This is a genomic window from Pseudomonas sp. P8_241 (genome assembly GCF_034008315.1).
Taxonomy (GTDB): Bacteria; Pseudomonadota; Gammaproteobacteria; order Pseudomonadales; family Pseudomonadaceae; genus Aquipseudomonas.
In genome coordinates this window covers 1267875-1293380 of sequence record NZ_CP125377.1, presented here as the reverse complement: position 1 = coordinate 1293380, position 25506 = coordinate 1267875, and the positions used below count along the sequence as shown (strand labels likewise).

General features: G+C 58.7%; 19 protein-coding genes. 10 read left to right on the top strand and 9 right to left on the bottom strand.

Annotated features, from left to right (window positions below):
* Positions 1 to 137: 137 nt before the first annotated feature.
* The gene (locus tag QMK58_RS05750) at positions 138 to 4823 is read left to right on the top strand and encodes an NEL-type E3 ubiquitin ligase domain-containing protein (protein ID WP_320395983.1); all 4686 of its coding nucleotides are present in this window, start codon (positions 138 to 140) and stop codon (positions 4821 to 4823) included.
* 57 nt (positions 4824 to 4880) lie between these two features.
* On the opposite strand, the gene QMK58_RS05745 is transcribed toward QMK58_RS05750, so the two are convergent.
* The 5 genes from QMK58_RS05745 to QMK58_RS05725 form a co-directional block, all read right to left on the bottom strand.
* On the bottom strand, positions 4881 to 5381 hold the full coding sequence (locus tag QMK58_RS05745) for a CS1 type fimbrial major subunit (RefSeq protein ID WP_053162226.1): 501 nt from the start codon (positions 5379 to 5381) through the stop codon (positions 4881 to 4883).
* Between the two features lie 34 nt (positions 5382 to 5415).
* Positions 5416 to 6159 carry a pilus assembly protein gene (locus tag QMK58_RS05740; protein WP_053162228.1) on the bottom strand — a complete coding sequence of 248 codons (744 nt, stop codon included), beginning with the start codon at positions 6157 to 6159 and terminating at the stop codon, positions 5416 to 5418.
* A 43-nt stretch (positions 6160 to 6202) separates the two neighbouring features.
* Positions 6203 to 7429: a hypothetical protein gene (locus QMK58_RS05735; RefSeq protein ID WP_256220740.1), complete on the bottom strand. Its 1227-nt coding sequence runs from the start codon at positions 7427 to 7429 to the stop codon at positions 6203 to 6205.
* Position 7430: 1 nt separating this feature from the next.
* Entirely contained in the window at positions 7431 to 9953 is a 2523-nt protein-coding gene (locus QMK58_RS05730) for a CS1-pili formation C-terminal domain-containing protein (RefSeq protein ID WP_053162229.1), read from the bottom strand.
* An 82-nt stretch (positions 9954 to 10035) separates the two neighbouring features.
* Complete coding sequence (locus tag QMK58_RS05725; RefSeq protein WP_053162231.1) at positions 10036 to 10530, bottom strand: CS1 type fimbrial major subunit; 495 nt, start codon at positions 10528 to 10530, stop codon at positions 10036 to 10038.
* A 511-nt stretch (positions 10531 to 11041) separates the two neighbouring features.
* Here QMK58_RS05725 and QMK58_RS05720 point away from each other — a divergent pair.
* Both QMK58_RS05720 and QMK58_RS05715 read left to right on the top strand, forming a co-directional pair.
* On the top strand, positions 11042 to 11617 hold the full coding sequence (locus tag QMK58_RS05720; RefSeq protein WP_053162233.1) for a PadR family transcriptional regulator: 576 nt from the start codon (positions 11042 to 11044) through the stop codon (positions 11615 to 11617).
* Positions 11614 to 12396, top strand: a complete 783-nt coding sequence (locus QMK58_RS05715) for a siderophore-interacting protein (RefSeq protein ID WP_053162235.1) — start codon at positions 11614 to 11616, stop codon at positions 12394 to 12396. The genes QMK58_RS05720 and QMK58_RS05715 overlap by 4 nt, the downstream gene beginning before the upstream one ends.
* 100 nt (positions 12397 to 12496) lie before the next feature.
* On the opposite strand, the gene QMK58_RS05710 is transcribed toward QMK58_RS05715, so the two are convergent.
* Complete coding sequence (locus QMK58_RS05710; RefSeq protein WP_053162238.1) at positions 12497 to 13138, bottom strand: Pr6Pr family membrane protein; 642 nt, start codon at positions 13136 to 13138, stop codon at positions 12497 to 12499.
* A gap of 2 nt (positions 13139 to 13140) precedes the next feature.
* Positions 13141 to 13371: a VF530 family DNA-binding protein gene (locus QMK58_RS05705; protein ID WP_007975135.1), complete on the bottom strand. Its 231-nt coding sequence runs from the start codon at positions 13369 to 13371 to the stop codon at positions 13141 to 13143.
* A gap of 283 nt (positions 13372 to 13654) precedes the next feature.
* Here QMK58_RS05705 and QMK58_RS05700 point away from each other — a divergent pair, with 283 nt between their 5' ends.
* The 7 genes from QMK58_RS05700 to cmoB all read left to right on the top strand — a co-directional run bounded on the left by QMK58_RS05700 (position 13655) and on the right by cmoB (position 23483).
* Complete coding sequence (locus tag QMK58_RS05700; RefSeq protein WP_053162240.1) at positions 13655 to 15037, top strand: carbohydrate porin; 1383 nt, start codon at positions 13655 to 13657, stop codon at positions 15035 to 15037.
* A gap of 213 nt (positions 15038 to 15250) precedes the next feature.
* Positions 15251 to 17659 (top strand): glucose/quinate/shikimate family membrane-bound PQQ-dependent dehydrogenase, encoded by a 2409-nt coding sequence (locus QMK58_RS05695; protein ID WP_320395982.1) that lies wholly within the window; start codon positions 15251 to 15253, stop codon positions 17657 to 17659.
* Positions 17660 to 17951: 292 nt separating this feature from the next.
* Entirely contained in the window at positions 17952 to 20369 is a 2418-nt protein-coding gene (gene lon / locus QMK58_RS05690) for an endopeptidase La (protein ID WP_053162245.1), read from the top strand.
* A gap of 217 nt (positions 20370 to 20586) precedes the next feature.
* Positions 20587 to 20979: a protease inhibitor I42 family protein gene (locus tag QMK58_RS05685; RefSeq protein WP_053162247.1), complete on the top strand. Its 393-nt coding sequence runs from the start codon at positions 20587 to 20589 to the stop codon at positions 20977 to 20979.
* 2 nt (positions 20980 to 20981) lie between these two features.
* On the top strand, positions 20982 to 21623 hold the full coding sequence (locus QMK58_RS05680) for a lysoplasmalogenase (RefSeq protein WP_053162249.1): 642 nt from the start codon (positions 20982 to 20984) through the stop codon (positions 21621 to 21623).
* Between the two features lie 163 nt (positions 21624 to 21786).
* On the top strand, positions 21787 to 22530 hold the full coding sequence (cmoA, locus tag QMK58_RS05675) for a carboxy-S-adenosyl-L-methionine synthase CmoA (protein ID WP_053162251.1): 744 nt from the start codon (positions 21787 to 21789) through the stop codon (positions 22528 to 22530).
* Complete coding sequence (cmoB, locus tag QMK58_RS05670) at positions 22527 to 23483, top strand: tRNA 5-methoxyuridine(34)/uridine 5-oxyacetic acid(34) synthase CmoB (protein WP_320395981.1); 957 nt, start codon at positions 22527 to 22529, stop codon at positions 23481 to 23483. Before cmoA ends, cmoB begins: the two co-directional genes overlap by 4 nt.
* 51 nt (positions 23484 to 23534) lie before the next feature.
* On the opposite strand, the gene tadA is transcribed toward cmoB, so the two are convergent.
* Both tadA and QMK58_RS05660 read right to left on the bottom strand, forming a co-directional pair.
* A complete protein-coding gene (tadA, locus tag QMK58_RS05665; RefSeq protein ID WP_320395980.1) occupies positions 23535 to 24032 on the bottom strand; it encodes a tRNA adenosine(34) deaminase TadA in 498 nt (165 codons plus the stop codon).
* On the bottom strand, positions 24032 to 25408 hold the full coding sequence (locus tag QMK58_RS05660; RefSeq protein ID WP_320395979.1) for a multicopper oxidase family protein: 1377 nt from the start codon (positions 25406 to 25408) through the stop codon (positions 24032 to 24034). The genes tadA and QMK58_RS05660 overlap by 1 nt, the downstream gene beginning before the upstream one ends.
* Positions 25409 to 25506: the final 98 nt, after the last annotated feature.

The following is a 25506-nucleotide window of genomic DNA, read 5'->3' as shown; positions in this document are numbered from 1 at the left end:
CTATGTATTTTTCACTCTTGAATTTTGAAAGGTTCGGAGCGGATTCAGCCGTTTTCCGAACCTGTATTTGCGCTTTTTTTGGGGAGTCTGCTTACCTAGTCTGATCGCTCCACTTTTGATCAATGGACGATCATGCAATGCCCAATTCTCCCCTGACGCTTGTGAAGCCGGACCTGGTTTCCCCTGCCGATAAAAGTATTCATTACGAACACGTCAAAAACGCGCTCCCAACCTGGCTGGCCCAAGCAACTCCCCGACGCATCGTCGATTTGAAAAGCGCTCGCCTGGACACATTTTCCTGGCAAAAGGACGTGTCGGATACACAGCACCAAATTCTGAAAAAACTGAACGAAAACCACTGGACCGAGCAGAACGCGGTAGATCGGATGCTCAGTGGTTTGCAAGATCTCCAGACCTTCGCCGAGCCGCTGTTGCGCCAGGCTCTGGTGCAACGGTATGGCGTCGACGTCGATGTCAACGAGACCTGGCTGTGCCTTTACGCGCCCGCTAAAACGCCCTGGTGGGTTCACGACGTCAAGGGTGGTGTCAAAAGCCTCAAAAAATCCCTGCTGGATGCCGCACTGCATAACTTTGCCAACAGCGAAACCTATACCGTCGACTCGGAATTCATCAGTCGACCCGACGCCCGGGGTCATTTTCGGGTTGAACCGCTCAGGCAAAAAATCACCATCACTCAGTTCATCGCGCTGTGCAGGGAGCTGGATATTGGCGCCCAATACCAGAAGCATCTGAACGATTGCCTGAAGCCAAAAGACGGCGTGGCGCAAAGTGCCCTGCAATTCAAAGTCATCCGCAGCCAGAAGAGCGCACTGGCGGTTGCAGCACAAATGGCATTGGCTAAAAAGGACATCAGCGCGCAAGCCTACGATGTCGTCCTCGGCATGCTGTACGACAGTAAAGATCTGCAATGGAACGGCAAACCCGTCGGTTATCACACCCTGTGGATGATGGATGCGGCACTGACTGGCATTGTCGTGATCACCGCCGAACTGCAGACCAGCGGCAAACCCGTACCTGTCATCGTGTATGTGCCAAACGACCCGGAACATCCCCTCAAGGAATACCCGTCATCCCTTGAGTTCATGGCCGAACTGACACGACAGTTGCGCGATACCTCAGGCAAGGCGTCCGAAAGTTATCAACAGTTTTTCAGTCAGTTCGTCGCCCATCAGCAACGCGGGCATTTTTTCGCCGGGTTGAACGACCGATTGAGCACGGTGAAATGGCAGCCCGTCCCATCTGGATCCGGTTTGCCGAGTTGGCGCGAAACGCCTGTGAATAAACCGGGCCTGCAATTTGCTCTTTCGAAAATTGAAGAGGACCGTCAGACACGCTTCACCGGCAACCTCTGGCCATATCTTTACCAGCAAAAACTCAACAAGATTTTCAACGATGCCCGGGAAATCGCCATTCCCACCGAGTATGCCGACCGCATGGCCCGGTGGGCCTGGTGGGACAACCTGGAAAAAATACTCTCGGACATTCTCAACGCCGCGTTGCTGGTGGCAACGCCTTTACTACCTGGACTGGGCGAATTGATGTTGGCCTACACCGCTTATCAATTGACCAGTGACGTTGTCGAAGGGATCGTCGATCTGGCCGAGGGACGTTGGGCAGACGCCGCTGAGCAAACCATCAATGTATTGCAGAGCGTTGTTCAGCTAGGGGCATTTGCTGGGGGTGCCGCGCTAGGCAAAGTCGTGCAGGCGAAACTCTCCCCGTTCTTCGAGGGGTTGCAGCCGGTGCATATCCCCGGTGGCCAGAGGCGATTATGGAACCCCGATCTGGCACCGTATCAACGTTTGCAAACTGCCCTGCCCACTGACGCCAAACCCGATGCATCGGGCATCTACCAGCACCAGGGACAACGCATCGTGCGCCTGGATGACCAGCATTTCGTAGTGGATAACGATCCTGTCACCGGGCAGCATCGCATCAAACATCCACAACGGCCCGATGCCTATGCGCCGAGACTGAAACACAACGGTCATGGCGCCTGGGTTGCAGAAACCGAAAACCCGCGCCTGTGGCAAGGCCCGACGCTGATGCGGCGTCTGGGCCATACCACCGACGCTTTCAATGACGTGCAACTGGAACAGGTTCGACAGATCAGCGGCACCGACGAAGCCGAACTGCGCAGGGTTCATGTGGACAATGCGCCACCGCCACCGCTGCTGGTCGATACTCTGCAACGCCTCGACTTGACGGCCGAACACGCCGCTGCCGAGCTAAAACCCGAGACGGCTTTGTTGTTCCTGGACTTCCCCGAATTGCCAGGCAACATTGCGGAAAAGATCCTGGCCGGCGCCTCCGTATCGGAGCGCCAGCGAATCGCAGAGCAACATCACCTGTCGATGCGCCTGAAAACCCAGGCACGGGAACTTCAGTTCGAAACACAATCGGTTCGGGCCGCCCAAGGGCTGTACCACGATGCATTGACCAACATCGACACCGAACGCCTGGTGCTGGGCGCCTTGCGAATCCATACCGACACCTTTGCTGATCTGCGCATCGAGATCCGTGAGGACACGGTCGATGGCGTACTGCGTTGCAGCGCGGGGTCCGAGGACTCAAGCCTGCTCAGGATCCTGGTGCGCGACGAATCGGCTCAGTACACCGTGTGGGGCGCCTCGAACCAGCGCCTGCATGGGGCCGACAATCTCTTCGAGTCAGTGCTGCACGCCTTGAATACCGACCAACGTCGCGCACTGGGCTACAAACCCGGTGATGCCGAAATGTTCAAGGAATGGATCATCGCCAAAACCGCGCCGCCAAGCGAGCGCCGGACCGTCCTCGCCCGTCCTCCCCTTCGCCCGATTGGCGAACGTGAAACGATGTTGCTGGTGCGCGGTGCCGGCCTCAGCAGAGATGGGCAAACGCTGCACGAGCGGATTCAGGACCTCCACCCGCACTTCAGTGAACACGAGGTCGATGCATTCGCCGATGCCCTGAGCGCAAAAGGTGAACCGCTGAAGATCATTGAGCAGCATGAAGATGACCTTGATGAGTTGCGCGTCATACTCAATCGCTGGGAGTACCAACAACCGGATAGCTGGGGGCCTGGTAGCCGGTCCTTTCAGGACGCCGGTGGCCTTCATATCAGCGAACGCCTCATGGATTGCTTCACACGCAAAAACACCGAACTCGGCAACCGTGCCGACCCGGACAGCTACTCACTGGACCTGTCCCGAGAGCTGCTTTCGATTGACCTGGAACTCTGGTGGAAAAAACGCCCGGATCTGAAGAAGTTTCTCGACAAGGTCACTGTACTGAAGCTAGACAACACTCTGTTTTCCTTCCAAATGACCGGCCTTTTGAAAGATTTTCCCAATCTGCACGAGCTCAGCGCCAAAGGCTGCGAACTGACTCGACTGCCGAATCAGATCGGCAATCTGCCCCGGCTCCAACGACTGCGATTGAGTGACAACAAAATCGTGCTGGACGCCGATGATGTAGAAAAGCTGAAACAGCAGACGCGACTGGAAGTCCTCAGGCTCGATGAGAACCCACTGGGCAGACTTGTGGACATCGGACACATGCCGAGGCTGAAAGTAGTGGGTGTGAGAAACACCGGGCTCGCTTCCTGGCCCAAGGGCACCCTCAAAAAAAGCCGGCCGCGCGGCTTCTTGCTGGACCTTCGGGGAAATCCCCTGGAGCAGATCCCCGACGTGGTGCCCGGCTCGGCACACGCCTGGGTCGTGGCCCGTACACGCCTGGATGTCAGCAACCTGTCGGATATCAATCAGGTGCTCTATCAACAAGTCCGCCAGTCGGTCGCACTGCCGCCTGAACCGATCGTGCCCGCCGACAACCCGATGGAGGCAACGATCACATCAAATTACAGCACCACACACTGGAACGATGTACCGGGCTGGGGCGTAGACCGGGCCAACCTCTGGTCGGACCTGATTGACGAACCCCAGGCCGAGCGGTTCATGACCGTGTTGCTCGAGACAAAAAACTCGGCCGATTACCGTGCGGGCGGTGACGCCAGAGACCAATTGTTGCAACGCATCTGGCGCATGCTCGATGCCGTGCAGATCGATACCCCGCTGCGACAGGAACTGTTCACTATGGCGATCGCGCCGGTGGACTGTGCCGATGCGGGCGCACAGTTGTTCAACAACATGGGGATAAAAGTGCTGGCCTCAGAGGCGAGTTCGTACTCCACCGATGCTGCGCAACGAGAGCAGAAACTGGTAACCCTGGCCAAAGGCGCCGCACGCCTGGAGCACGTGAACGACATCGCGCGCGCCGACATTGCCGGTCGCCAGGGCAATCCTGACGATGTCGAAGTCTATCTGGCTTATCAGACCGGATTGGCACAGCGCCTCGGCTTGCCCTGGCAGTCGGAGCGCATGCTGTATCGCCCCGTATCTGGCGTGACCGACGCGATGATCGATCAAGCCTGCGATACGGTGCTGGCGCTGGAGGAAGGCGATGGTCTGGTGAACAAAATGCTTGAGCAGGACTTTTGGGAACAATACCTGAAGGAGAAATTCCCGATCCGCATCGAAACCAACAAGCGTCTATACCAGAGCCAGTATGAGCAGCTTGAAACCCTGCGAACCACGCAACTTGAATGGGCCGATTCGTCCGAACTCACGCAGACCCAACGCGCCGAGCTGAACGACCGGCTCAAGGTGCTCGCAAACGATTTGGCCATTGCGCAAACACTGGTGTTTACCGAAGACGCGATGAGCGAGACAACGTTTGAAAGCCTTCTCGTGGACCTGGGTTACCAGGAAAAAAACATGTTGAGAAGTCTGACCCGTGAAGCCCTGAGCAGAGCCGGACAGTAACCCCCGCTGACACCCCGATGATTGATGTCATCGGGGTGTTTTTCATAGATCCACGCATCAGACCTCCGGCACCTTGGCGTTGAACAGCAACACGACGTTGCCCGTGTATTCTCCTCCCCGGAAACCATTTTCCGGTCTTAGCGCATCAACCTGCAACGCCACCCGTTTCCCTACAGCCGCTTCAGGGGCCGATACCACTTCACGCGGCGTCATGTCTGTGCTGACCAGTACGCCATTGAATGTCACCCGCAGCGGTATGTCCTGATTCGCAAAACCGTTGGACAAATAGGGCGGCGTTTCAAGTCGCGCTTCAATCGCACTGCTGTCATGCCGCACGACGAAATATCGGGTCAGCGTATTGAAGCCCCCATTGAAGTGGTTCCAGATCATTGTCTGTGGCAGATGAATCCAGCCCGGTTCCGCCGGCATGATGTAAAACGCACGGTTCGGAATGGTCAGCGACACGTCGAATACAAGTGTTTCCCGAGCCCCCCAGGCCAACGAGCCTGGCAGCGAAGTGATTGTCACCAGCGCAATGATGACTGCGTTTTTGATCATGTTCGTTTACCCACAACAGCAATGGAGAGCCGGGTTATCGGCTGACGATTTTCAGGTTTTTCTTATTGTCGCCCTCGACCAGGGTGAAGCCATACTCACGTCCCTTTTCCTTATCGAAACCAAATGTCCGGCCCGCCATGACATGGTGTTTGGTCGTCGGTGCGCAGTCCGTTTCGTTGGCCAAAGAACAGTTTTTGAATTCATCGACAACGACCACCGTATTGCCGTTGTTGCGCAACTCATAGCGGTGATCGGCTTCAGTAATGGCCGTGTCGAAACGGGCCCCCGTCGGCCGCACAAAAAAGATCGTGCCGAAACCGGTCATGACATTGACGCCGGCCGAAAGGGACTCCTTGTAGTCTTCACGCTCTTCGTTGGAGACCACAAAGGCATCTTCCTTTTCCGGGATCACCGGAACAAAGCGCACCCGAAAATATCGCTCGCGATCCCGCTCGCCCATGAACAGCAGGCGCGTGGCCTGTACCCCATTGACTGGCACGATCAACCGCGCCGGGCTGGCCATGACGCCATTGCGTGAAGCGCCATCGGCCGAGGTTTCCACGGGAATTTCCCGGGGTTTCCCATCAGCGTCGTAAAGGATTTCCAGCACGTTGACCTTGACGAAGGCAGTGCTGTCGCCGCCGTTGAATACCCGTTTCAGGTACGTGCTCTTATCGCCATCCAGATAGTCGTACACCGCGCCTACGTTAATTTGCGGACCGGCATTGGCCCCTGCACAAAACATACTGAGTGCCCACAGCAAAAACACACGGTTCATCGTCTTCAACCTCGATAAAAAAATAATGGTCAGCCACCGATTCTCAAGCATCTGAATCCCACATGAGGGTGACGTTGCCGCTGAAGGTGTCAGTGAATCCGGGAAGCAGTAACGTATCGATGTCGGGCTCATACAGCTCAAATCGCAGCGTCCCGGGTTTTCGATCGATGTACCGCGAAGTCTGGTAGGGCCCTCCCGCTGTCCACCTCCCGGAATAGAGGCGTTCGTTTCGCACCGGCGATGCATTCCGATTGACGATGCCGTCAGGCAAGTCCAAGAACACCTGCACGTTAGCGACATTGCCTTTGGGGCTGCGCAGCTTGCAGAGGGATGTCCCGCGCACTCCGTCACAGTCCATCCAGATGCTGAAGCGCGACGTGGTCGAGACGTAGAACACTTGCTCACGATAGATCCTGGAGGGCTTGCGCCCACCGTCGATCCATTGCTGCCAACCGCCCTCTGGCTCCAACGCTACCTTGTCGCCACCCGGTGGCAGATCAACTTTGAGGGTGTGCTGCACGTCCAGTACGAAATCGAAGGTGAGATTGCGGTCATCAGCAATCATCAACGGCCCGAAGTCGAAGTCACCGAGAAACCCGACGGTATAAGCCAGCGAGCCTGTGTATTGCCCATTGATCATGGCCAGGGGATTGGGGGTACGCAGTTCATAGGCAAAATCGAGCGTCTCGAAGGACAACGACGGTATGTTGTACTGGGCAGTCTTGGTACACGCCGCCTCTATGGGTGTTTTCCAGAAAAAGCGGTACCTCGTTGGGCTGTAAGCCCCGACACCGCTGATTTGGCAGGGGGGCGGTGCGAATGCCCAACTACTGGTACTCCATAGCCAGTTATGCCCGTCGCGTACGGTCGGCGCGCCTGTCAGTTGGTCGACCGGACTACTGACTACATACTCGGAGCCGACACCGACGATCCGTATTTCCACTGTTTCGGCTTGTCCTGAAGTCTTGCTGTAGACGGTCGCCTTGTGCCAGCTGGCCGGCACCTTGATCGAAACGTTGTCACCGGGGCGTATTTCGCGATTGGATTTAAACCCCATTGGCACCCGAATACTGAACATATTGTATTGGGCGCATTGGTCCGGGTAAGTCGCGCAATAACCGCTGATGGGCGTCGTGTTAACAAATTCGTTTTTGTTGGGGCGAGACGGATCTTGCGCAAACTTCGCGAAAATCTGCTGGTTCGCCGCCAGTGCCGAAGAGGCTGACAGCGCCAGTGTGACCCCCAGCCAAACGGCCATTTCTTTTATCATTTCAACCCGCCTTCTGATCGGTGGAAGTTACATCGGCCAGGGTGTCCGGCGTGCAGCGCAGGTCCCCGATCATCAACACATTGTTTTCCCGGCGATGACGGTCCGCGTCGAGGCGGAATTGGCACAGCAACTGATCGCCCTGACGGACTTCCAGCGTCGGTGCACCGGCGTTCATTTCCATGGAGAAGAACCCGTCGACCTCCGTCACCCCACGGCTGGCGTGGTTGATGACGTGATGACCCTTGAGCGGATTTCCTTGACTGTCGATGAGCCGGCCGAGCACGGTCAGGGTCTTCATCACGGTGACCTTGCGGTACTCCACGCCGCCCTTGTTCAGGTGATAGCGCGTACGCGCTGGTGCGATGGTGGCCGACGGCGCATGGTTGCCTTCAAAATCGAAGCCCACGGAGCTGTTCTGATAGGCCGTGATCGGAATGAAATTGCGTCCCGGCTTGAGAATTGCGCTGCCACCACTGAAATCGTCGGCGCGCAGCACAACGTCTTCGACATCCGACTCCACGTCGACGATCAGCCCGGCGCCCCGCATGTTGCCTTGGCTGGTGAGCACCATTTTTTGTGCACCAATCGCCAGCGTACTGTCCACGTTCAAGCCTCCCGTGAAGTTGCCGTTGTAGGAGGAGCGCTGGATAAAACCGTCGCCATTGATCGCATCAGTGCCGAAAGTGCCGAGGCCGGACATCCCCAATCCGTAGGTATCGCTCAGGGCGGTCACCGAAACGCTTTGCAGCACGTGGTCCTTTAGATCCTTGCGCCAGCCCAGCGAAGCATTGTTGTCGCGGCCACCCTCAATGGCAGTGCGGGAACCGATGCTGCCAGTGATCTGCTGACCTGGCCCGCCGAGCGCCAGGTTGATGCTCAAATCGACTCCGCGATTGCGCTCATCGCCACTGCTGTAACTGCCCGGACGATCGAACAGCGACAACCGCCAGTTGGCGTCGCTGCCAAACAGCACCGTGCGCTGGCTCCAGCCCAGATCCACGCCGACGCCTTCGGTGTTGCCCTCGCTGTGGGACACCCTGGCGTTGATCGAACTCTTGCTGCTGAGTCGATGATTGAGCGCAAGGGACGAATTGCTTGTCTCGCCGACAAACACGTTGCGCTGCTTCACCCGAGTGCCGTCAGGCAGGGTGTCGTAGGAATGGGTGGTGTCCAGCCAACTGCGGTTGTGGCTGATGACCAGGCTGCCCGAGTCATAGTTGTAGAGGCTTTGCAGATCCAGTCCCGTTCCGCGGTCCTGTGTCTGGTAAACGTTGGCGTACAGACTCAGCCGATCGGCGAGGGTCCAGTCGATGGAACTGCCGTATTGCAGCTTGTCGCGAACTTGCCGTGCCGACAGCCCGAGTATCACTCGCGGGTGCATCAGGTAATTGACCGAGCCCCCGACCGTGGCACTGCCACTTTCCTGCTGGTCCCAGTTACTGAGCAGTTTGCTTTCCTGCCCGGCAAACAGGTTGTAGCGCCAGCGCTCGTCGAGGTTGCGCCAGTTGTTGGGTTTGTAGACCAACTCCTGGGTGGTGGAGGTGATCTGCCCGTCTTCTATCAAGCGCACTTCGACTTCGTAAATACCGCCGGGTAATGGCCGGGTGTCGAGGGTCTGCAATCCCGCGGGTACCGATTGGGTATTGATCAACAGACCGTCACGGAAAATTTCAACCGAACCCTGACGATTGGCCGTCACGTAGATCGGATAAACACTCGGCATCGGACTGTTGATCGCCAGACTGTCGGAGCTGCCATACATCAGACCGACCGCCGTGTCAGGGCTTGATCCAAACGAGCGGGGTTGCCGGGTCAGCCCTTCGGAACTGGGCGTGAAATAGCCCAGGCGCAGGAAACTGCCTTGCAGTTCACGCTGGGTGTAAAGCTCCTGGACCGCGTGGTAAAGCTTGTCGTCCGGGCCACCGAGGCGCGCCACTTGGAAGTTGAGCGCCTGGCTCCAGTTACCCAGGCTGGCGCTGGCTTCAAGGCCAAAACGTCCGCCAAGGTCTTGATCCTGACCGCCGTTGAGATTGAGCTGGTTGCGCAGCATCAGACCCGTACTGCCGCCCAAGGGCTGGTCATGGAAACGCTTGGCTTGCAGATCGCGCTCGGCGTTTTCGCTGAGGATCGAAACCAGCGAATTTTCCAGGTTGTAGTGCACCGCCAGCATCTGATCCGGGCATGAGCCTGCACAACTGCCCAGCGGTACACCTTGTTTGAGATACCCCGCCCACTTTTCACGCTCGAGGGCGCCGTAGCGGTTTTCGCTGGTATCGGTAAATTCAAGCAGCGTAATGCGGTCATCTCGGGACAACACCACCATGGCTTCGCCCAAGGGTTGTTGATCGAGTTCCACACGTACCGCCAAAGGCACATCAAAAAAGTGCTCCTCGAAATCGGCCGGCAATCCCTTGGCCTGGGCCAACAGACTCCGCGGTGTCGTTGCAGCGGAATCGGGTGCCGCGAGTGCACTGGCACAAAACAACAGCGCAAGCGCGGCCGCGATGGGTGTCATCGGGAACATGAAAACGTACTCTGGTTTCGAACTAGGTGAACACCATCGGGGCAACCCAATGCGGATTGCCCCGACGAATCACATGGGAAAATTAGAGTGAAGTAATTACTGGCTCAAAGAGCATTTTTACATCACCACTGTAATCACCTGACGCCACCGGCCCAGCGGTGTTAGTTGTGATATTCAGCAAGGCACGAAAATTATCGTTCGAATCCGCCTCATTGACAATTTCCTCCGAAGTCAACGTCATTTCTTTATTGTTTACCGTGACCTTCAACAGAACTTGCTTGTTGCTATTCATGGCGTAAAGCACTGGCGAGCTGATCAGCTTTCCAGCAATCTTGGCCCCTGTAGCACGCATATCGAAGTGACCGTTGATATCTTTCAACGCGCCATCTTCCGACTGAGGGCTCATGTCCTGAATCTGGTCGGTCAACCCTGGGCTCGGTCTCACGTAGAAAGAGGTCGTTGGTACTTTGGCGATAATGTTGATGGTTTGGCGGGATTCATCGGCACCGAAGGCCATGGAAGAACCCAGTGCCAGGATTGCCAGAGGCGCGGTGAAAGCGATTTTCTTGAACATCATTTAAGTACCTGTCTTTTTAAAAGGATCGATTCATTGAAGGTTCAAGATTGGCATCAAGTGTCACGAGCACGTGATGACAACGTTGAACTTTCAATGCCGGCAATGATCCGGCGTTCCTTCTTGAAAGTAAGCAGGCAAGTTCCGACAACCACGTAGCCCAAGAACGATCTACTCGGCAGGAAGAATTCTGAAATAATGGAAACGTCACTGTTTAGCTGTAAGAGAGAGACTACAAACTCAATAACAAACTACGCATCTAAAACACAATGCCACAGCAACTTCTGTAAGACCAATACCACACACCCAACAAACAATAGTGCAAAACTCGCAATTAGAGAGTTAACACTAATTTCTGGTTTTTTACTCTAATTAAAAATTGTTCGCTTTCGTAGATTTCAGGGCTCAGCCCTCATCGCGTTGACCTGCTTGACACCCACCGTTGGTCAGAAGCCCTTGCCCTCTCGATAAGATATATCTTAAGTTGTATCTAAACACGACGAGAGAAGACGAAATGAGAGACCATCATTCCCCCCACCGCGAACACGGCGACGGCCGCGACGGCTTCGAGAAACGCCCCGGCCGCGAACGCGGTGGCCGCGGCCCGCGGGTATTTGCCCCTGGTGATTTGAAACTGCTGCTGCTTGCACTGATCGCCGAACAGCCTTGCCACGGCTACGACCTGATCCGCCAGATCGAAGGCCTGTTCGACGGCGCCTACAGCCCAAGCCCCGGTGTGATTTACCCGACCTTGACGTTCCTCGAAGAAAGCGAGTTGATCCAGGGCGACGCCGAAGGCGGAAAAAAACGCTACACAATCACCGACGCCGGACGTCTTTCCTTGCAGGAGCAAGCCGTTGCGCTGGATGGCGTGCGCATGCGCATCGAGGTGAGCAAACGTTCGTTGCGCGGGCATGATCGACCGCCGGAAATTCATGAGGCGGTGCACAACCTGCGCCACGCATTACAGCTACATCACGGACGCTGGAGCCCGGAAGAAATCCTGCGGGTGCGCGACCTGCTCAACAACACGGCCAAAGCCATTGTCGACGGCCCCGCCGTTCAACCCGTTCAGGAGCAAGCTGAATGACTGAAGTGACCCAAACCATTCACCGCGTCATGCACGAAATCAAACGCCGTCGCCTGGAAGTGCTGCGAGTGGTTGACCTGACGCCGCGCATGCGTCGCATCACCCTGGGCGGACCAGAGCTTGCGGGATTCGTCAGCCTGGGCACCGATGATCACGTCAAACTGCTGTTCCCGCAGAACGCCGAGCAAACGGCGGCACTGGACACCATGGTGCTCGGTGCCGGCAAGTCCAACGGTCCGATGCCTGAAATGCGCGACTACACCCCACGTCGCTATGACCTGGACACGCTGGAGCTGGACATCGACTTCGTCCTGCATGGCGACGGCCCTGCGTCGACCTGGGCGGAACAGGCGCAACCCGGGCAGTTCCTGCACATCGGCGGGCCACGGGGTTCGATGATCGTGCCGGACATCTTCGACAGTTATTTGCTGATCGGCGACGAAACCGCCCTGCCTGCCATCGCCCGGCGCCTCGAAGGCCTGGCGGCCAATCGGCGTGCACTGGTGATCATCGAAGTGGAGAACGGCAAGGAGCAGCAAGTGCTGCACAGCGCTGCCCAGGTCAATGTGATCTGGGTGCTACGCGAAGGTGGCCAAGAGCATTTGCTGACCACTGTGCGCCAGATGCAGGTGCCGGCTGGCAGCCTGTACGCCTGGGTGGCGACCGAGAGCAAGGTTTCGCGGCAGATTCGTCGGGTCTTGCTGGATGAGCATGGGCTGGACGACCAGTTCGTCAAGGCGGCTGGATACTGGAAGCTCGATAGCAGCGACGTGGAGTAGCAACCTGTAGGAGCGAGCATGCTCGCGAAAAACCTGAGAACGCCGCGGGGCGTCAGGCTCGAAGCGTAATTGTTGACGTCCATCGCGAGCCTGCTCGCTCCTACAGAGAGCGGGCGCGCCAGCGATCCAGCCCGATCACCACCAACCCAATCACCACAAACCCCACCAGCAACCCACCGGCATTCAAAAACACCTGTGGATAACCCAACTTGTCCACATCGATGAACGGATAGGGATAAACCGCCAACACATGTCCGCGCAACAACGTATAGGCAAAGTACACCAGCGGATAAATCAGCCATATCGGGATGTGTCCCAAGCGCAAAGTGCCCTTGGGCACGCAGCACCACCAATACCCCAGAAACAGCAGCGGCATCACGTCATGCAGCAACTCATCGGCGAGCCATTGCCACCCTTCGGGATGCCACAAATGGCGCAGCAACAGGTTGTACGCGATGGCGACCACGGCGATGCTCACGGCGATCGCACTGCTGACCCCGGGCTGTAAAAACCAGCGCCGCGCCGCCGAGTCTCGAGAGGTGATTTCACAGGTCAACACCGTCGCCACCAGGGTGTTGCTCAGTACAGTGAAGAAGCTGAAGAAACTGACCAGCCCACCGATCAGACTCGCTTCCAGCGTCCAGCGCGAGTGGAAGATCAAATACATCTGGATACTCAATCCGGCCCAGCCAAGCACGGTCGCCACCGCCACAAACCGACGCCGCACAGACGGATTGACCATGTTCAGAGCGGACGCTTGGTGCGCATCAGCTTCACGTACAGACGCTCGACCTTCTCCCGCGCCCATGGCGTTTTACGCAGGAACGTCAGGCTCGACTTGATGCTCGGGTCACTCTTGAAGCAGCGGATATCGATACGCTCGGCCAGCCCCGACCATTCGTAATGTTCAACCAGCGCATTGAGGATCTGTTCCAGCGTCACGCCATGCAGCGGATCAATGTTGTGTTCGGTCATGCCGGGCCTTCGAGCAGTGAGGGAATTGGAAGCCGCGCACCTTACGTTAAATGTAGGTGAAACGGAAAAGATCGCAGCCTGCATTGGAATGCATTCCCTGTAGGAGCTGCCGAAGGCTGCGATCCTTTGTCACTGTTACCGAATCCGAAAAGCTGCATGTCAGCAAAAGCCCTTTCTCTATTTGTAACAGAACATTATCCTTGCGCCCGCCTTAGCTGAAACGCTTCATCCATCGACTGCACTTCCCGATCACTTCCAGAAAAAGATCAAGAATTTCTTCCTTATGCCTTACGTAAAAAGCTTGCGAGACAGCGCTGTCTTAACTTCTGCTGCCCATCGAAATGCCCTGAATCTGCTCAGTGGATTCACCGCGCTAGGCGTTGCCGCCTGCGCCCAAGCGGCACCGGCGTTCGACAGCGATTCACCGTGGATGCTCGGCGACTGGAACGGCACTCGTACAGAACTCGCGGAGAAAGGCTACGACTTCAAGGTCGAATACACAGGCGAAATGGGCAGCAACCTGCATGGCGGTTACGACAACGATCGGACGGCGCGCTACAGCGACCAGTTTGCCCTTGGGACGCATCTGGACTTGCAGAAAATCCTCGGCTGGAACGATGCCGAATTTCAGCTGACGCTCACCGAACGCAGTGGCAACAACATCAGCAACGATCGCATCAACGATCCGCGCGTCGGCGGCTTCACGTCCGCCCAGGAAGTCTGGGGGCGTGGCCAGACCTGGCGTTTGACGCAGATGTGGTATCAGCAGAAATTTTTTGATCAGACACTCGACATCAAGGTCGGCCGTTTCGGTGAAGGCGAGGACTTCAACACCTTCCCTTGCGACTTCCAGAACCTGGCGTTCTGCGGTTCCCAGGTCGGCAACTGGGCGGGCGGCATTTGGTACAACTGGCCGGTGAGCCAATGGGCGATGCGCGTCAAATATCACCTGACACCCGAGCTGTACACGCAAGTCGGGGTGTATGAACAGAACCCGTCAAACCTTGATCGCGACAACGGATTCAAGCTCAGTGGCAGCGGCACCCAAGGCGCGGTTCTGCCGGTGGAGCTGGTGTGGACGCCGAAGCTCAACGGTCTGCCGGGCGAATACCGCGCCGGTTACTACTACAGCAACGCCGACGCCACCGACGTCTACAAGGACAGCAACGGCCAGCCCGCCGCCCTGAGTGGCGAGGCCTACCGCAGCGCATCGAGCAAGCACGGCGTGTGGCTCGGCATTCAGCAACAAGTCACCAGCCTCGCCAGCGACCATTCACGCGGCCTGAGCGTGTTCGCCAACGGCACGATGCACGATAAGAAGACCAATGCCATCGACAACTACGTCCAGGCCGGCGTCGTCTACAAAGGCTTGTTCAATGCCCGCGTCAAGGACGACATCGGTTTCGCCATGGCCCGCGTCCACGTCAACCCGGCTTACCGCAAGAATGCCGAGGCGACCAATCAGGCCCGCGCCGTCTACGACTACGATGATCCGTCCTACCTGCCGCCACAGGACACCGAATACAGCGCCGAACTCTATTACGGCGTGCACGTCACCCACTGGCTGACCGTGCGCCCGAACCTGCAATACATCCGTCATCCCGGTGGCGTGAAAGAGGTAGATGACGCGCTGATCGGCGGGATCAAGATCCAGTCATCGTTCTAAAAAACACCAAAAACCCTGTAGGAGCCGGCTTGCCGGCGATGGCGGTGTATCAGTCGACACACATGCCCGCTGACACACCGCCATCGCTGGCAAGCCAGCTCCTACAAGGGATTGCGTCAACCCAATCGGTTTTATCTGAACCATGTCCCAGCAAGATCGTCATCTACAGTGAACTTGCGCGGGACTCTTTGAAACATCACGGAGAATCACACTATGAGCACTGATGGTGCCTTGAGTCGAAGCCGTCTATTGCCGACGTTGCTCGGCATTCTGCTTTTGCTGATGGGCCTGGCCATGCTGGCCGGGGGAATCAAGCTGAGCATGCTCGGCGGCTCGCTGTATTACCTGCTGGTCGGTATCGGCCTGGCGCTGAGCGGCGTGCTGCTGATCGCCGCTCGCCGCGCGGCGTTGGGCCTGTATGCACTGGTGCTGTTCGCCAGCACCGTGTGGGCACTGTGGGAAGTCGGCCTCGACTGGTGGCAACTGGTGCCGCGTCTGTCGCTGCTGTTCGGACTGGGCATCGTCATGTTGCTGCCGTGGTTGCGCCGTCCACTGCTGGTCAACGGCGCGGCACCGATGGGCACGGGCGCGCTGAGCGTCGCCGTGGTGCTCGCGGGCGCGACGGCACTGGCCAGCCAGTTCACCAACCCGGGTGAAATCAAAGGCCAACTGGACCGCGACAGCGTGCCGGGCATGACCAACACCGCTCCGGCCATGCCGGACGGCGACTGGAACTCCTACGGCCGCAGCGCCCACGGCGACCGTTACTCGCCGCTGGCGCAGATCACGCCGCAGAACGCCCATAAACTGGTCGAAGCCTGGTCTTATCGTACCGGCGACCTGCCAGGGCCGAACGACCCGGGCGAAACCACCGCCGAAAACACCCCGCTGAAAGTCAACGGCATGCTCTACGTGTGCACGCCGCACAGCCAGGTGATTGCACTGGATCCGGATACCGGCAAAGAAATCTGGCGTTTCGATCCGAAGCTCTCCACGCAGAACGCGGCGAACTTCAAGGGTTGGGCGCACATGACCTGCCGTGGCGTGACCTATCACGATGACGCGGTGTATGCCTCCGAGCAGAGCCCGACCGGTTCCGCCAGCCCGGCCCCGGCAAGCGCTTGCCCACGCAAGATCTTCCTGCCGACCGCCGACACTCGTCTGATCGCCCTCAACGCCGACACCGGCAAGATGTGCGAGGAGTTCGGTGACAAGGGTCAGGTCGACCTGCGCGCCAACATCGGCGGCTTCACGGCCGGCGGGTACTACTCTACCTCGCCACCTGCAGTCACCAAGGACCTGGTGGTAATCGGCGGCCACGTCACCGATAACGTCTCCACCGACGAGCCTAGCGGCGTGATTCGCGCGTTCGACGTTCACACCGGCAAACTGGTGTGGAACTGGGACAGCGGCAACCCGGACGACACCACGCCGATTGCCGAAGGTGAGATCTACACCCGCAACTCGCCGAACATGTGGTCCATGTTCGCCGTCGATGAAAAACTCGGCATGCTTTACCTGCCGATGGGCAACCAGACCCCGGACCAATTCGGTGGTGATCGCACCCCTGAATCGGAACTGCACGCTGCGGGCCTGACCGCCCTGGACATCGCCACCGGCCAAGTGCGCTGGCACTTCCAGTTCACTCACCATGACCTGTGGGACATGGACGTCGGTGGCCAGCCAACCCTGATGGACCTGAAAACCGCTGACGGCGTCAAGCAAGCAGTACTGGCGTCGACCAAGCAAGGCAGCATCTACGTGCTGGATCGCAGCACTGGTCAGGCCATCGTGCCGATCAATGAAGTGCCGGTGCCGCAAGGCGCGGTGGACGGCGACCACACCTCGCCAACCCAACCGAAATCCGACCTGAACCTGATGCCGCCGCCGCTGCAAGAGCGCGACATGTGGGGTGTTACACCGTTCGACCAGCTGATCTGCCGGATCGACTTCAAATCCATGCGCTACGACGGCCCGTTCACGCCGCCATCGCTGCAGGGTTCGATCGTCTATCCCGGCAACTTCGGCGTGTTCGACTGGGGCGGTATCTCGGTTGACCCGGTGCGCCAGATCGCGTTCGTGAACCCGAGCTACATGGCGTTCAAATCGAAAATGATCCCGGCCGCCGAAATCGCGGCCCAAGGCCCGCGCAAAAGCGAAACCGAAGGCGTGCAGCCGAACAAAGGCGCGCCATACGGCGTGGTTCTCGAAGCATTGCTGTCGCCGATGGGCCTGCCTTGCCAGGCGCCAGCGTGGGGTTACGTGGCCGCGGTCGACCTGACCACCCACCAGATCCTCTGGAAGCACAAGAACGGCACCGTGCGCGACAGCTCGCCGGTTCCGATTGCCCTTAGCATGGGCGTGCCAAGCCTGGGCGGCACCTTCACCACCGCCGGTGGCGTTGGGTTCCTCAGCGGCACCCTCGACCAGTACCTGCGCGCCTACGACGTAAAAAACGGCAAGCAATTGTGGGAAGGTCGCCTGCCGGCCGGTGCGCAAACCACGCCAATGACCTACACCGGCAAGGACGGCAAGCAATACGTGCTGGTTGTTGCCGGCGGCCACGGTTCGCTGGGCACCAAGCAGGGTGACTATGTGATTGCGTACAAACTGTCCGAGTAAGTTTTAGCGGCAATAAAAAGGCGACGCCCTCACAGGCGTCGCCTTTTTTGTGATCGTGTGAAAAACACTGTAGGAGCCGGCTTGCTGGCGATGGCGTGCCAGGCGACATCACCGCCGCTGACACACCTTCGCCAGCAAGCCGGCTCCTACAGATGAACTCATCGTCACAGTATCCAGCCAACCTGTCGCTGCGCTGAACACACAGCCAAAACACCCGCTCGCGCAAATTGACCGTTGAAACCACCGCCAACCTGCCCCATCTAAGACCCATACCCATTGCGCAGGTGCCCCCATGAGCGACCAGCAAGAATTCCCCGAAGACCCGAGCGAGTACGCTGACCCCGAAAACGCCGAACACCACGCCACCGGCAAAGGCCTCGCCCTGCCTGGCCAGAACCTGCCGGACAAGGTCTACATCATCCCGATCCACAACCGCCCGTTCTTTCCGGCCCAGGTGCTGCCGGTCATCGTCAATGAAGAACCGTGGGCAGAGACTCTGGATCTGGTAGCCAAGTCCGAACACCATTCCCTGGCCCTGTTCTACATGGACACGCCCCAGGAAGATCCGCGCCACTTCGACACCTCGGCCCTGCCGCTCTACGGCACGCTGGTCAAGGTGCACCACGCCAGCCGCGAAAATGGCAAACTTCAATTCGTCGCCCAGGGTCTGACCCGCGTACGCCTCAAGACCTGGCTCAAGCACCATCGCCCGCCTTACCTGGTGGAAGTCGAATACCCGCACCAGCCCACCGAGCCGACCGACGAGGTCAAGGCCTACGGCATGGCGCTGATCAATGCGATCAAGGAACTGCTGCCACTCAACCCGCTGTACAGCGAAGAGCTGAAGAACTACCTCAACCGCTTCAGCCCCAACGATCCATCGCCGCTGACCGATTTCGCCGCTGCCCTGACCTCGGCCACCGGCAGTGAACTGCAGGAAGTGCTCGACTGCGTGCCGATGCTCAAGCGCATGGAAAAAGTCCTGCCGATGCTGCGCAAGGAAGTCGAGGTCGCGCGCCTGCAAAAGGAGATTTCCGCCGAAGTTAACCGCAAGATCGGTGAACATCAGCGCGAGTTCTTCCTCAAGGAACAACTCAAGGTCATCCAGCAGGAGCTGGGCCTGACCAAGGACGACCGCAGCGCCGACCTCGAACAGTTCGAACAGCGGCTGGTGGGCAAAGTCCTGCCGGCGCAGGTGCAGAAACGCCTCGAAGAAGAAATGAACAAGTTGTCGATCCTCGAGACCGGTTCGCCGGAATATGCGGTGACCCGCAATTACATCGACTGGGCGACCTCGGTGCCGTGGGGCGTGTACGGCGAGGACAAACTCGACCTCAAGCACGCGCGCAAGGTGCTGGACAAACACCACGCCGGCCTCGAGGACATCAAGGACCGCATCCTCGAATTTCTGGCCGTTGGTGCCTATAAAGGCGAAATCAGCGGCTCCATCGTGCTGCTGGTCGGCCCGCCGGGCGTGGGCAAGACCAGCGTCGGCAAATCCATTGCCGAATCCCTGGGCCGGCCGTTCTATCGCTTCAGCCTCGGCGGCATGCGCGACGAAGCCGAGATCAAGGGCCATCGCCGCACCTACATCGGCGCGCAGCCAGGCAAACTGGTGCAAGCGCTGAAAGACGTCGAAGTGATGAACCCGGTGATCATGCTCGACGAGATCGACAAGATGGGTCAAAGCTACCAGGGCGACCCGGCCTCGGCCCTGCTGGAAACCCTCGATCCGGAGCAGAACGTCGAATTCCTCGATCACTATCTGGACCTGCGGATGGACCTGTCGAAAGTGCTGTTCGTGTGCACCGCCAACACCCTCGATTCGATCCCAAGCCCGTTGCTCGACCGCATGGAAGTGATTCGCCTGTCCGGTTACATCACCGAAGAAAAAGTCGCCATCGCCAAGCGTCACCTGTGGCCCAAGCAGCTGGAGAAAGCGGGTGTGTCCAAGGGCAGCCTGAGCATCAGCGACAACGCCTTGAAGGCATTGGTCGACGGTTATGCCCGTGAGGCCGGCGTGCGTCAGCTGGAAAAAAACCTCGGAAAACTGGTGCGTAAAGCGGTGATGAAGCTGCTGGACAATCCGAAGGCCGTGATCAGGCTCGGCCCGAAAGACCTCGAAACGTCGCTCGGCAAACCGGTGTTTCGTAACGAGCAGGTGTTGTCGGGTGTGGGTGTGATCACCGGGCTGGCCTGGACCAGCATGGGTGGCGCGACGCTACCGATTGAAGCCACGCGCATCCACACCCTCAACCGCGGATTCAAACTCACCGGGCAGTTGGGCGATGTGATGAAAGAGTCCGCTGAAATCGCCTACAGCTACATCAGTTCACACTTGAAGTCGTATGGCGGTGATCCGAAATTCTTCGACGAAGCCTTCGTGCACTTGCATGTACCGGAAGGTGCGACGCCCAAAGACGGCCCTAGCGCCGGCGTGACCATGGCCAGCGCCCTGCTCTCGCTGGCGCGTAACCAGCCGCCGAAAAAAGGCGTGGCCATGACCGGTGAGCTGACGTTGACCGGGCATGTGCTGCCGATTGGCGGCGTGCGCGAGAAGGTCATTGCGGCGCGGCGACAGAAGATTTTCGAACTGATCTTGCCCGAGGCCAACCGCGGGAGCTTCGAAGAGCTGCCGGAGTATCTGAAGGAAGGTATTACCGTGCACTTTGCCAAGCGGTTTGCGGATGTGGCGAAGGTACTTTTCTGATGCTTCTGTAGTGCCTGCATTACCGCCATCGCGAGCAAGCTTGCTCCTACAGCGATTGGGGGGACTCACAGATTATGTGTCCACCGCAAAACCCTGTAGGAGCCTGGCTTGCCAGCGATGGCGTCGGCACTGACAACGCCGACTTCCCTGGCTGTCACAATTTGTCTCAACTCGGTTATGCTCGCCGTTCGTCGTGAACGCCGGAGCCACTGACCTTATGTCCCCCACTCGCCTGTCGATCCTCCTCACCCTCGCCTTGCTGGCCGGATGCGCCACGCAACCTGCACACAACGTGACGGTGGAAAAACAAAGCGAATGCCCGGTGCAGCTCAGCAACGGGCAAAACCTGATCCTGACCCTGCCGAGCAATCCCACTACGGGTTACCGCTGGGCCATCCAGGATTCAGCCGGTGGTGTGATCCGCGCATTGGGGCCAGAGGTTTACCGAAACCCGGAAGATGCCGGCGTCGTGGGCGCTGCCGGTGTATCGACCTGGCGCTTCCAGGCATTTACTCCCGGTACCGGGCGCTTGCGCCTGACCTCCCAACAGCCGTGGGCGCCGGAAGTGTTGCCGGTAGAAATCTTTGACTGCGCGATCTCGGTCAACTGACCGTGGGCTGGCTGATTCTGGCGCTGATGGGCGCAGTGACCTTTCTTTACGGCCTGAGCGTGCATGCCTCGTTGCTCTGTCTGCTGGTCAAACCCTTGCCGGTGCTGGCCCTGCTCGGCTGGCTGCACGATGCGCCGCCTGGTGAGTATCGACGCTGGATCAGTCTCGGACTGATTTTCTCCCTGCTCGGTGATGTACTGCTGGCATGGCCGGGGGATTTGTTCGTGTTCGGCCTCGGGGCATTTCTGGTCGCGCACCTGGCTTATCTGAAAGCCTACTTGAGCGATTGCCGGCGCGTGGCGCTATTGCCGCTGATGATTGCCCTGGGCGTCGGTGCGGTGTTGTTGGGGATTCTGATTTCCCATGGGCTGGGGCCATTGCTGGTGCCGGTGATTGTCTACGGCCTGGCGATCAGCGCCATGCTCTGGCGCGCACTGGCCCGGCTCGGCACCGATGTACCAAAACGTTCGGCGCTACTGGCGGCTGCAGGTGCGGTGGCGTTTGTGTTTTCCGACAGCGTGATTGGCATCAGCCGGTTTGTGGTGCCGTTTGATGCCGCGCCTTACGTGATCATCCTCAGCTATTGGTTGGGGCAGTGGGGGATCACCGCTTCGGCTTTCAGAAAAACTACGCATTCGGCATAAAAAAGATCGCAGCCTGCGGCAGCTCCTACGGGGATCGGGGTTCCAATGTAGGAGCTGCCGCAGGCTGCGATATTTTGATTCTGCGCTTTATCAGACAATCCGCGCATCCGCGCGCCAACTTGGCTAAAATGCCGGCCTTTTCACCCACACCGCCGGAACCGCCGTGAGCAAAGAATCCGATCGCCTTTTCGCCCAGCCTTTGGCCCAGGTGCCTGACTTCGCCTTCAACGAGGACGTGGTGCGGGTATTCCCGGACATGATCAAGCGCTCGGTCCCCGGCTATCCGACTATCGTGGAAAACCTCGGCGTGCTCGCCTCGCAGTTCGCCCAGCCGGGCAGCGTGCTCTACGACCTCGGCTCGTCCCTTGGCGCAGTGACTCAGGCCTTGCGCCGCCACGTGCGCACAGACGGTTGCCGCGTCATCGCTGTGGATAACTCCACCGCCATGGTCGAGCGCTGCCGTGAGTACCTCAACGGTCAGGATTCGATGTTCCAGGAGTTGCTGCCGGTGGAAGTGATCGAGGGCGACATCCTCGCCCTGCAGTTCCAGCCTGCCTCGGTGGTGGCGTTGAACTTCACGCTGCAATTCATTGCCCCGGATCAGCGTACCGCATTGCTGTCGCGCATCCGTCAGTCACTGCTGCCCGGCGGTGCGCTGATCCTCTCGGAAAAACTGCGTTTTGAAGACGAGCAGGAGCATGCGCTGCTCACCGACCTGCACATCGCCTTCAAACGTGCCAACGGCTACAGCGAACTGGAAATTGCCCAGAAGCGCAGCGCCATCGAAAACGTCATGAAGCCCGACAGCCTCGAAGAACACCGCGAGCGCCTGCTGGCCGCCGGGTTCTCGAATGTCGTGCCGTGGTTTCAGTGTCTTAACTTTGCCTCGTTGATTGCCTTGCCATGATTGATCTGTCCCCACTTGCCCGCCGTCTGGCCGGTTCTCCTCTGGCCGAATGGGCCAACAGCCTGCAAGCGCAACTCGACAAGAAAATGGAGAAGGGTCACGGCGACCTGGAGCGCTGGCAGAGCGCTCTGGACGCCTTGCCGAAGATCCAGCCGAGCGAAATCGATCTGCTCAACGGCTTGAAGCTCGACACCGATTGCGACGACGCTACTCGCGCACAAATGCGCACCGCCCTGATGGGCCTGTCGCCGTGGCGCAAGGGGCCGTTTGACCTGTTCGGTGTGCATGTCGACACCGAATGGCGTTCGGACTGGAAATGGTCGCGGGTTGCACCGCATCTGGATTTGAAGGGCAAGCGCATCCTCGACGTCGGGTGCGGCAACGGTTATTACATGTGGCGCATGCTCGGCGCCGGTGCCGACAGCGTGATCGGCGTTGACCCGAACTGGTTGTTTTTCTGTCAGTTCCAGGCGGTGCAGCGCTACTTGTCAGAGCCAAACGCCTGGCACCTGCCCTTCCCGTTCGAAGACCTGCCGCCAAACCTCGAAGGGTTCGACACGGTGTTCTCGATGGGCGTGTTCTATCACCGCCGCTCGCCGATCGAACATTTGCTGGCGCTGAAGGATTGCCTGGTCAAGGGCGGTGAACTGGTACTGGAGACGCTGGTGATCGAAGGCGATCAGCAGCAGGTGCTGGTACCGGAGGACCGTTACGCGCAAATGCGCAACGTGTGGTTCTTGCCGTCAGTTCCGGCGCTGGAATTGTGGCTGCGTCGTGCCGGGTTCACGGACGTGAAGTGTGTGGACGTCAGCACCACCACTATCGAGGAACAGCGCGGCACGGAGTGGATGAAGTATCAGTCGTTGAGCGACTTCCTTGATCCCGAGGATCACAGCAAGACCATTGAAGGATTGCCGGCGCCGATGCGGGCGGTGATTGTCGCGAAGAAATGATCCACAAACACCTGTAGGAGCTGGCTTGCCAGCTCCTACAGAGGGCGGTGTTTAGTCTGTAGGTTTCGCGCGGCGGGCCTTGAAGAACTCGCTCAACACCGCCCCGCACTCTTCCGCCAACACCCCGCCTTCATACAACACCCGGTGATTCAAGAAGCCCTGGGCAAAGAACTGGCCCTGGCTCTGCACAATCCCCGCTTTGGGCTCCAGCGCGCCATACACCACCCGCGCAATCCGCGAATGCACGATCAGCCCGGCGCACATGCTGCACGGTTCGAGCGTGACGTACAGCGTACTGCCCGGCAGCCGATAGTTGCTCACAGCCTGGGCGGCGGCACGGATCGCGACCATCTCGGCATGGGCGCTCGGGTCGCTGCCAGTGATCGGACAGTTGAAGCCGCGACCGATGATTTCTCCGTCCTGCACCAGTACGGCGCCCACCGGTACTTCACCCAAGACAGCACCTTGAGCGGCCAGTGCCAGCGCTTCGCGCATGAAATCGCGATCACGGCTGCGGTCGATGATCGCGGTGGGACGAATCTGACGCATCACGCCACCTCGATAGCGGCCATCAGGCCGGTTTCCATGTGATCGATCACGTGGCAGTGAAACATCCACACCCCGGGGTTATCCGCCACCAGCGCCACCTGTGCGCGCTCGTTCTTGCCCAGCAGGTAAGTGTCGGTGAAGTACGGGATGACCTTGTGCCGGTTCGAGGCGATCACCTTGAAACTCATGCCGTGCAGGTGAATCGGATGCTGGTACTGAGTCATGTTCTTCAGTTCGAAAATGTAGCTCTTGCCCTTCTCAAGTTTGGCAATCGGGCGGTCGGCGCAGGTCTTGTCGGTGATGTCCCAGGCCTTGCCGTTGATCTGCCACAGGCTGGGTGGCTTGCCGTTGTCGACGTTGACCGACACCGAACCGACCCATTCGAAATTGAAGTTGAGTTTGGTGGCATTGGCCAGGTCCGGCTCGGAAATCGGGTTGGCCGGCAGCGCCGGTGGCCATTGCGGCGGCGCTTCAGTATTGGCCACCGAACGGAAGGTCCCAAGACGTACCGGACCGTTGCGCAACGACAATTCTTCACCAGCTGGCGGGGCCTTGATCGCCAGGCAAATACGCATGCCGGGGCCCAGCCAGTATTCCTTGCCGAGCGGACGCGGTTCGATCGGATTGCCATCGAGCGCGTAGATCTGCGCTTCGACGCCGGGAATGTTCAGACGATAGGTCAGGGTGTTATCGAGGTTGAGCAGGCGTACACGGGTAATTTGTCCGGCCGGCAAATCGATCACCGCTTGCGGGACGCCATTGATCGTCGACAGGCGCCCCGCCGTTCCGCCACGCGCCGCTTCCCGTGGAATGCTGAACTCGCCGAAATTGCCCACCTCGTCGACATGCCAACTCTTGAGGCTCAAGGTTTTTTCGTACTTGAAACCGGTCGGTTCGCGCTCTTCGATGATCAACGGGCCCACCAGTCCACGGCCGAGCTCTTCACTGCTGTTCACGTGTGGGTGATACCAATAGCTGCCAGCATCCGGCACGCGGAATTTGTAGTCGAAGTACTCACCCGGCAACACCGGCAATTGCGACACGTAAGGCACCCCGTCCATTTCCAGCGGCAGGCGAATGCCATGCCAGTGGATGGTGGTCGCAACTGGCAGGTGATTGATGAACCGCACCCGCAGCCATTCACCCTGGCGCACACGTAACTCGGTGCCCGGCGCCGATGGGCCAAAGGCCCAGGCCTGGGTCTTGTACCCGGCCACCAATTCGACGTCCAGCGGCGCCGCGATCAGCTCGTAGTCGTGACCCGCCTCGGCGTCGGCCCTTTTGCCCAGCCAGTAACGCGACGCGCCACCCGCCCCCACGCCAACCACCACAAGACCGGCCAGACCACCGAGTATTTGTCGACGGGTAAAGGACATGAACTCAACTACCTCACTGAAAACGACAGGCTCGCTGCCTGCAAAAGGCGAATACGATACACCTGCAACTGCGAAACGATAAGACCTGGAGACAATAG

What these genes read in the sequence shown, in the direction of transcription:
- QMK58_RS05660 (WP_320395979.1), bottom strand. Translation starts at nt 25,408, where the DNA reads ATGTCCTTTACCCGTCGACAAATACTCGGTGGTCTGGCCGGTCTTGTG.
- QMK58_RS05730 (WP_053162229.1), bottom strand. Translation starts at nt 9,953, where the DNA reads ATGTTCCCGATGACACCCATCGCGGCCGCGCTTGCGCTGTTGTTTTGT.
- QMK58_RS05710 (WP_053162238.1), bottom strand. Translation starts at nt 13,138, where the DNA reads ATGGTCAATCCGTCTGTGCGGCGTCGGTTTGTGGCGGTGGCGACCGTG.
- QMK58_RS05725 (WP_053162231.1), bottom strand. Translation starts at nt 10,530, where the DNA reads ATGATGTTCAAGAAAATCGCTTTCACCGCGCCTCTGGCAATCCTGGCA.
- QMK58_RS05695 (WP_320395982.1), top strand. Translation starts at nt 15,251, where the DNA reads ATGAGCACTGATGGTGCCTTGAGTCGAAGCCGTCTATTGCCGACGTTG.
- QMK58_RS05740 (WP_053162228.1), bottom strand. Translation starts at nt 6,159, where the DNA reads ATGAACCGTGTGTTTTTGCTGTGGGCACTCAGTATGTTTTGTGCAGGG.
- QMK58_RS05700 (WP_053162240.1), top strand. Translation starts at nt 13,655, where the DNA reads ATGCCTTACGTAAAAAGCTTGCGAGACAGCGCTGTCTTAACTTCTGCT.
- cmoB (WP_320395981.1), top strand. Translation starts at nt 22,527, where the DNA reads ATGATTGATCTGTCCCCACTTGCCCGCCGTCTGGCCGGTTCTCCTCTG.
- QMK58_RS05735 (WP_256220740.1), bottom strand. Translation starts at nt 7,429, where the DNA reads ATGATAAAAGAAATGGCCGTTTGGCTGGGGGTCACACTGGCGCTGTCA.
- QMK58_RS05745 (WP_053162226.1), bottom strand. Translation starts at nt 5,381, where the DNA reads ATGATCAAAAACGCAGTCATCATTGCGCTGGTGACAATCACTTCGCTG.
- QMK58_RS05685 (WP_053162247.1), top strand. Translation starts at nt 20,587, where the DNA reads ATGTCCCCCACTCGCCTGTCGATCCTCCTCACCCTCGCCTTGCTGGCC.
- QMK58_RS05705 (WP_007975135.1), bottom strand. Translation starts at nt 13,371, where the DNA reads ATGACCGAACACAACATTGATCCGCTGCATGGCGTGACGCTGGAACAG.
- tadA (WP_320395980.1), bottom strand. Translation starts at nt 24,032, where the DNA reads ATGCGTCAGATTCGTCCCACCGCGATCATCGACCGCAGCCGTGATCGC.
- lon (WP_053162245.1), top strand. Translation starts at nt 17,952, where the DNA reads ATGAGCGACCAGCAAGAATTCCCCGAAGACCCGAGCGAGTACGCTGAC.
- QMK58_RS05715 (WP_053162235.1), top strand. Translation starts at nt 11,614, where the DNA reads ATGACTGAAGTGACCCAAACCATTCACCGCGTCATGCACGAAATCAAA.
- QMK58_RS05750 (WP_320395983.1), top strand. Translation starts at nt 138, where the DNA reads ATGCCCAATTCTCCCCTGACGCTTGTGAAGCCGGACCTGGTTTCCCCT.
- QMK58_RS05720 (WP_053162233.1), top strand. Translation starts at nt 11,042, where the DNA reads ATGAGAGACCATCATTCCCCCCACCGCGAACACGGCGACGGCCGCGAC.